We start from the raw sequence: 243 nt of genomic DNA on the forward strand, positions 1-243 counted from the left end.
TTGTTGTGGACGAGGACCGGTTCGTCGCCGGCGATGACGTAGTACGTGTGGATCTCGGCGACGGTGAGGTCGCGCATGACCTTCGGGCCGGTGTGCTCGCGGACGTCGGTGACGTACTGGAGTTCACCGTCCGGGCCGGTCAGGGTCGACTCGCCGGGGATCAGGTCGGCGGCGTCGCTCCATTCACCGGTGGTCGCGTCCCAGAAGGGATGGTGTGACGTGGTCTCCAGAACCGACTCGGTC

At 66.3% G+C, this 243-nt stretch carries 1 protein-coding gene; it reads right to left on the bottom strand.

The features are described 5' to 3' along the window. Positions 1-243: polymorphic toxin-type HINT domain-containing protein (locus tag WH85_RS46480; protein ID WP_045748630.1), on the bottom strand; the 243-nt coding region annotated here is incomplete at both ends.

This window comes from Actinoplanes rectilineatus, from assembly GCF_000962825.1.
Lineage (GTDB): Bacteria > Actinomycetota > Actinomycetes > Mycobacteriales > Micromonosporaceae > Actinoplanes > Actinoplanes rectilineatus.